A 4732-nucleotide genomic window follows, 5' to 3' on the forward strand; every position below is an offset into this window, starting at 1 on the left:
TAGGATACAAAGAAGATTCAGTAGGAGAATAAATCCCACATAAAGAGTCTAGATTGGAAAAGGAATTACGGTTTTGGATAAAACGAACCTATCCTTCCTCTACTTACCTGTAAAATATATATGGTTCCATTTACAAGACCCTCAACTTTATCGCTTCCATTTGCTCCTAATCTGCTCAGGCGTTGATGATTTTGATCGATAACCGACTCGATAGCATTCTCAATTTCATTGATGGTCATGTTTCTCCTCAAGAAAGTTTGTGTTGTTCTGGTAGAACCATCCCAGTAATCAGGATGATGCCGCGTGAGTATATGTCGCATACTGCTTCTTCCCAAGGAATATTGTCTAGATCCAGATCGGAATGTTTTTGGTATAAAGTTATCTAAAACTTGTCTCAGTCTATTTGGAGTCCCGATTACTATACCAGGGTTATTTCCTCTGCGTAGTCCGTTTTCAACTCTGTGTATAAGGTTACGTAAAGGTCTTCTAGCAATAAACTGATTATTACCTGTATTATTCAGACTATTTGGCACTAATTCAAATCCCTCTGAAGTTTTTGCCTCAGCATGAATTGACAAGCTAAAAAATAATAGCAGACTAGCTACGATTCTAAGAGTTATTTTCTGAGTTCTAGAGGAAGCTAAGCAGCGTTTAAACATGGCAGTTAATCCCAAAACTTGATTGACGGTACTAGGCACGTAGGTATTGCACTCAAATCTTCGGTATACGAACTAACTACGTATGTCAACACTTACGCCAACAAGTCCGTATTTGCAAGCTCAACCTATACTGATTATAATAATACACATAAGTGTAGTTATGTATGGTACATCTTACTAACTCCGTATGTTTCAGGGATACTCAAGTAATGGAAGGAGACTAAGCTAGTGTTTCAGCTTATCAATGTACCAATGAAAGCAAGCTATGTAAGCTTATTTTTCGTATTTTTATGGACGGTTCCATTTGTGCTTAAAGATACTACACTAGCTCAAAACTTAGATAGTGTACAACCTATCTATTTAACAAGCTTTAGGGGATGTCGGAAGACGGTAGGAGTAAGTGGGGCAGCATGGTTTAGAAGTCAGAGAGAAATTAGCATTGGAAGAAGGCTTTATAGAACTGTTGCTAACATCAACAGTCCTCAGCAACTTGGTCGCAATAAACCTCTTGCAGTTATTTGCAAGATTGCTGAACCGGGCGAGCCACCGAGATTTAGTCAGTTACAGCTTTCTTTAGGTTTCAATGACGAACAACGAAGAACAACGGGTGGAAGTATTCGCGTATCAGTCTACAGTAACGGAAACTTTAAGGAGTCTAAAATTATTATTTTTGGTACTCCTACCAATTGGGTTGTAGACATCCAGGGAACAGAAGATCTAGGGCTAGAATTTGACTGTCTCAATCCCACAGATGGAACTTATTGGGGTGATAAACCAAGCAATATTTGCCCTACTTTATACTTTTTAGATGACACCATACAATGAAACGTAGAAAATTTATTCAAACCGGAGCTTTAGCCAGTGCATCCTTTATGACTAGCTCAGGTTTACTTGTACCAAAGCAAGCTGATGCTGTTATTTTTCTATTATTTCGCTTGTTGGGAGGCTCACTTCTTGATCTAGCATTTGGGATGTTGCTTCAAGGTGCTTTTTCTGTAGCTACTCGTGCGTGGAATCGCCGTAACCAAGACTGGTTTGATAAGCGCCTACAAGCTCAATTAGCTCAAAGAAGTTTGATTGATAGATACTTCACTAATCAAGTAGCAGCAGAAATTCCAAGCGCTGAGTACAGATACATTGTAGCTGCCACTAATCGAGAACAATTGGGTGAAAATGTAGCCTTTTCTATTCCTCGCCTAGTCAACGATGAGCCTATTATCTCAACCTTTTCAGGGCCAGCAAGTCTTGGTATGGTTGGTGCTGCTAAGTATCTTAGTGAAAATACCCTAATGACTCCTGGGGAGATACAGCGTGCTATTTTTCCGCCTCATGAAGCTGCCGCTAGATTCCATGACAATATGGGAGGGTGGAACACAAGTGGAAATATCGCTTACCCTAACTCCTACAATCCAGGTGGTACTGGTGTTTTAATTCGATACATGGCTAACAACCCAAGATTAGGAGGGTATGGAAATATTCAAGTTACAGTCTATACAGATCGTCCTATCCTTATAGGAAATATTAGGGTAGAATATGCACCCTCATAGCCAAAATTTTTCTTCTTACCTTAAAGTATCTTCAAAAAAGAAAAGTCTCGGACAACCGGAAGCGGTAGGATATCCTGTACACTGAATCTCCATTTTCAGGATACGAGTGTTTACTATATCTATTTCTATTTGCCGTTTGTCTCCCATTCTTAGATAGAATGTACGGGGAGCTGGTTCCTCGTCTCTAGCTAGAGAAAATTTCACAACAACTGCCTGAAAACTTCTATTTTGCTCATCCCGTGCATCAAACCCAAATGCAAGCCTTAAGGTTTTAAATCTTTGGCTTGTATCAGGCTGTCGAAGATTGCACCAAATTTCACTAGGCGATTCGCTAGAATTTAAATAAGCAACCGCTGTGAGTAGTGTTCGTCCTACAGGAATATTCTGATTTATAGCTGTGTACTCAATTCCACGAAAAAAAATCCGAGGACTACGTTCATTTATATTCTGACATCCCATTTGAGCCAAAGAAGCTACTCCTGATGGGAAGCGGTTTCGACTCTGTGCGTTACTTATTGTAGGAATTAGAAGCATTGTTGCAACTAAACCAGAGATAATCCTGCCTAAATTCATTTGTCCTCTCAGAGTTTGAATAGATTTGTCTCTAACCTTCGTTGATGAGAATGCTCAAAATTGAAAATTCCCATATTTTATTTTGCGATAACTTTGTGCGCGATCGATCGTACTTCCTTTCATGTCCTGGCAATTACCCATAACTTGAAAGCTATCAAAATAAAGGTTTCTGCCATTGACTTTGTAAAGAGAGTTCTTTACTTTGTGAATATGGCAAAGAAAACACTTTCTCAAGAAACCGCTACTCGGACAAGGCGGACGATCGTACAGTTGTTAAAGCAAGAGGGTAGCCTAGATGCAGAAACCCTCGCCTCCCACTTAGGTATTACAGCAATGGCAGTGCGGCAGCATCTCTATGCTTTGCAGGAAGAACAGTTAGTCACCTATCAGGAAGAACCCCGTCCAATGGGACGACCTGCAAAGTTATGGCAGCTAACCCCAGCAGCCGATCGCTTTTTCCCAGAAGGATACGCAGAACTTACCTTAAGTCTACTCAATTGTGTAAAACAAGCTTTTGGGGAAGTGGGATTAGAACGGTTACTTTTAATCCTCACTCGCCAACAGATTGAAAGTTACACCGAGCAAATGAAAGGAAAGCGATCGCTCAAGCAACGATTGAACAAATTAGCAGAAATTCGCACCAATGAAGGTTACATAGCACAAGTCCAAATTATGGCAGATGGATCGTTTCTGCTAGTACAAAATCACTGTCCCATTTGTGCTGCCGCCACCGCTTGTACTGGACTGTGCGCGAAGGAATTAGAAACCTTTCAATCAGTGCTGGGAGATGAGGTTAACATTCAGCGTGTCGAGCATATTATTGCCGGAGAACGACGCTGTGCCTATCAAATTTGCCCGAAGCGATCGCAAACCTAGCTAACCTTATGAATGAGTGCTAGAAGCATTTAAAAGGTAATTCAGTTCTGCTAACACCTGGAGTGGACTTTTACCGCGCAAGGGCGCAAAAATCGTTGCTTCGTAAGGGTTTCTACCTGTTTTTCTCACTGCCTCGATCGCTGCTTGCTGGGATAAACCCCGCCCAAAGATCAACCACGCAGCCAGAATATGTCCCGTTCGTCCAATCCCGCCCGAACAGTGAATAACCGTTTTTTGCTGGGATCGATCGGACGTGAAAAGAAACGGTAAAATCTGGTTGTGAAGAGTAGCAGGATCGCAAATATGAAAATCTGCGATCGCTGCCCAACAAACATTATCACTACCAAATTCCTCCTGGTAAGAATCTAATAATTTGGGGTAACGAATTAGTTGTTCTTCTGCTAATAAGCAACAGATTCGTTGAATATCCTGGCTTTTCATAAACTCAATCCAGGCACGGATTTGCTTTTGGGAATATCCAGGTCTGCAAGCCCCAAAAATAATTAATTCATTCTTACACGCTGCGGCAAATTTATACATCTTCCGATTCTTCAAATAATCGATCGCCTCGATGCAACCGATACGCCATCTGATAGGTTTGTTCCTGCGATCGCATCGTCGGTGCATGAGCCGCCAAATACCGCGCCGTTGCCACCAACACAGGCACACCTTCCAACGGATCTGCTAACTGAGTATACAGTCGAAAAGCAGCTTCGATTGATTGAATTACGTGAAAATCCCGGTTTTCCCGCAGCATCAGTTTTGCCAGTATTGCCATCAAATGTTCTGGCTTACCACCACTGTAGAGATATTGCGCCACTAATCGTCCCGTTTCGTTAACTTGCTGCTGGCGATCGAGCAGTTCTGGTAAGCTAGAGAGCAACGATTCTGGATCGGCAATAGTATCTTTTGGCTCCGGTAATCGAACAGGTGGGACATTGAGAAATCGATTCAGATATACGCTCATTGCCGCATCGAATACACCGCGCAAAAGTTCGACTGTTGGTACTCGTCGGATACCTTGGTGTACCGCATTAGCAAAGGTAAAAGGATGATGGGCGCTGTTCCAATCTCCGT

At 41.9% G+C, this 4732-nt stretch carries 7 protein-coding genes; 3 read left to right on the forward strand and 4 right to left on the reverse strand.

The annotated features are described in order from the left end of the window. Positions 1-65 precede the first annotated feature (65 nt). On the reverse strand, positions 66-320 hold the full coding sequence (locus H6S82_RS18930) for a hypothetical protein (protein WP_190472369.1): 255 nt from the start codon (positions 318-320) through the stop codon (positions 66-68). Positions 321-887: 567 nt separating this feature from the next. On the opposite strand from H6S82_RS18930, the gene H6S82_RS18935 reads away from it, so the two are divergent. Both H6S82_RS18935 and H6S82_RS18940 read left to right on the forward strand, forming a co-directional pair. After that, the gene (locus tag H6S82_RS18935; protein ID WP_190472366.1) at positions 888-1484 is read left to right on the forward strand and encodes a hypothetical protein; all 597 of its coding nucleotides are present in this window, start codon (positions 888-890) and stop codon (positions 1482-1484) included. After that, positions 1481-2206 carry a hypothetical protein gene (locus tag H6S82_RS18940; RefSeq protein WP_190472363.1) on the forward strand — a complete coding sequence of 242 codons (726 nt, stop codon included), beginning with the start codon at positions 1481-1483 and terminating at the stop codon, positions 2204-2206. The genes H6S82_RS18935 and H6S82_RS18940 overlap by 4 nt, the downstream gene beginning before the upstream one ends. A 15-nt stretch (positions 2207-2221) precedes the next feature. Here H6S82_RS18940 and H6S82_RS18945 read toward each other — a convergent pair whose 3' ends face one another. Continuing rightward, entirely contained in the window at positions 2222-2779 is a 558-nt protein-coding gene (locus H6S82_RS18945; protein WP_190472360.1) for a hypothetical protein, read from the reverse strand. A 60-nt stretch (positions 2780-2839) separates the two neighbouring features. On the opposite strand from H6S82_RS18945, the gene H6S82_RS18950 reads away from it, so the two are divergent. Beyond that, positions 2840-3655: a metalloregulator ArsR/SmtB family transcription factor gene (locus H6S82_RS18950; RefSeq protein WP_242057015.1), complete on the forward strand. Its 816-nt coding sequence runs from the start codon at positions 2840-2842 to the stop codon at positions 3653-3655. 6 nt (positions 3656-3661) lie between these two features. Here the strand turns inward: H6S82_RS18950 and H6S82_RS18955 are convergent, their stop codons facing one another. Together H6S82_RS18955 and H6S82_RS18960 are read right to left on the reverse strand one after the other, a co-directional pair. Continuing rightward, entirely contained in the window at positions 3662-4195 is a 534-nt protein-coding gene (locus H6S82_RS18955; RefSeq protein ID WP_190472357.1) for a dual specificity protein phosphatase family protein, read from the reverse strand. After that, on the reverse strand, positions 4188-4732 hold a 545-nt coding region (locus tag H6S82_RS18960; RefSeq protein WP_199317914.1), incomplete at its 5' end, for a hypothetical protein. The genes H6S82_RS18955 and H6S82_RS18960, both read right to left, overlap by 8 nt.

The organism is Planktothrix sp. FACHB-1355 (assembly GCF_014748295.1).
Classification (GTDB): domain Bacteria; phylum Cyanobacteriota; class Cyanobacteriia; order Cyanobacteriales; family Aerosakkonemataceae; genus Aerosakkonema; species Aerosakkonema funiforme_A.

Bases quoted from the DNA above. Each gene is read 5' to 3' on its own strand.
- H6S82_RS18930 (WP_190472369.1), bottom strand. From the start codon at position 320: ATGCGACATATACTCACGCGGCATCATCCTGATTACTGGGATGGTTCT.
- H6S82_RS18940 (WP_190472363.1), top strand. From the start codon at position 1,481: ATGAAACGTAGAAAATTTATTCAAACCGGAGCTTTAGCCAGTGCATCC.
- H6S82_RS18945 (WP_190472360.1), bottom strand. From the start codon at position 2,779: ATGAATTTAGGCAGGATTATCTCTGGTTTAGTTGCAACAATGCTTCTA.
- H6S82_RS18955 (WP_190472357.1), bottom strand. From the start codon at position 4,195: ATGTATAAATTTGCCGCAGCGTGTAAGAATGAATTAATTATTTTTGGG.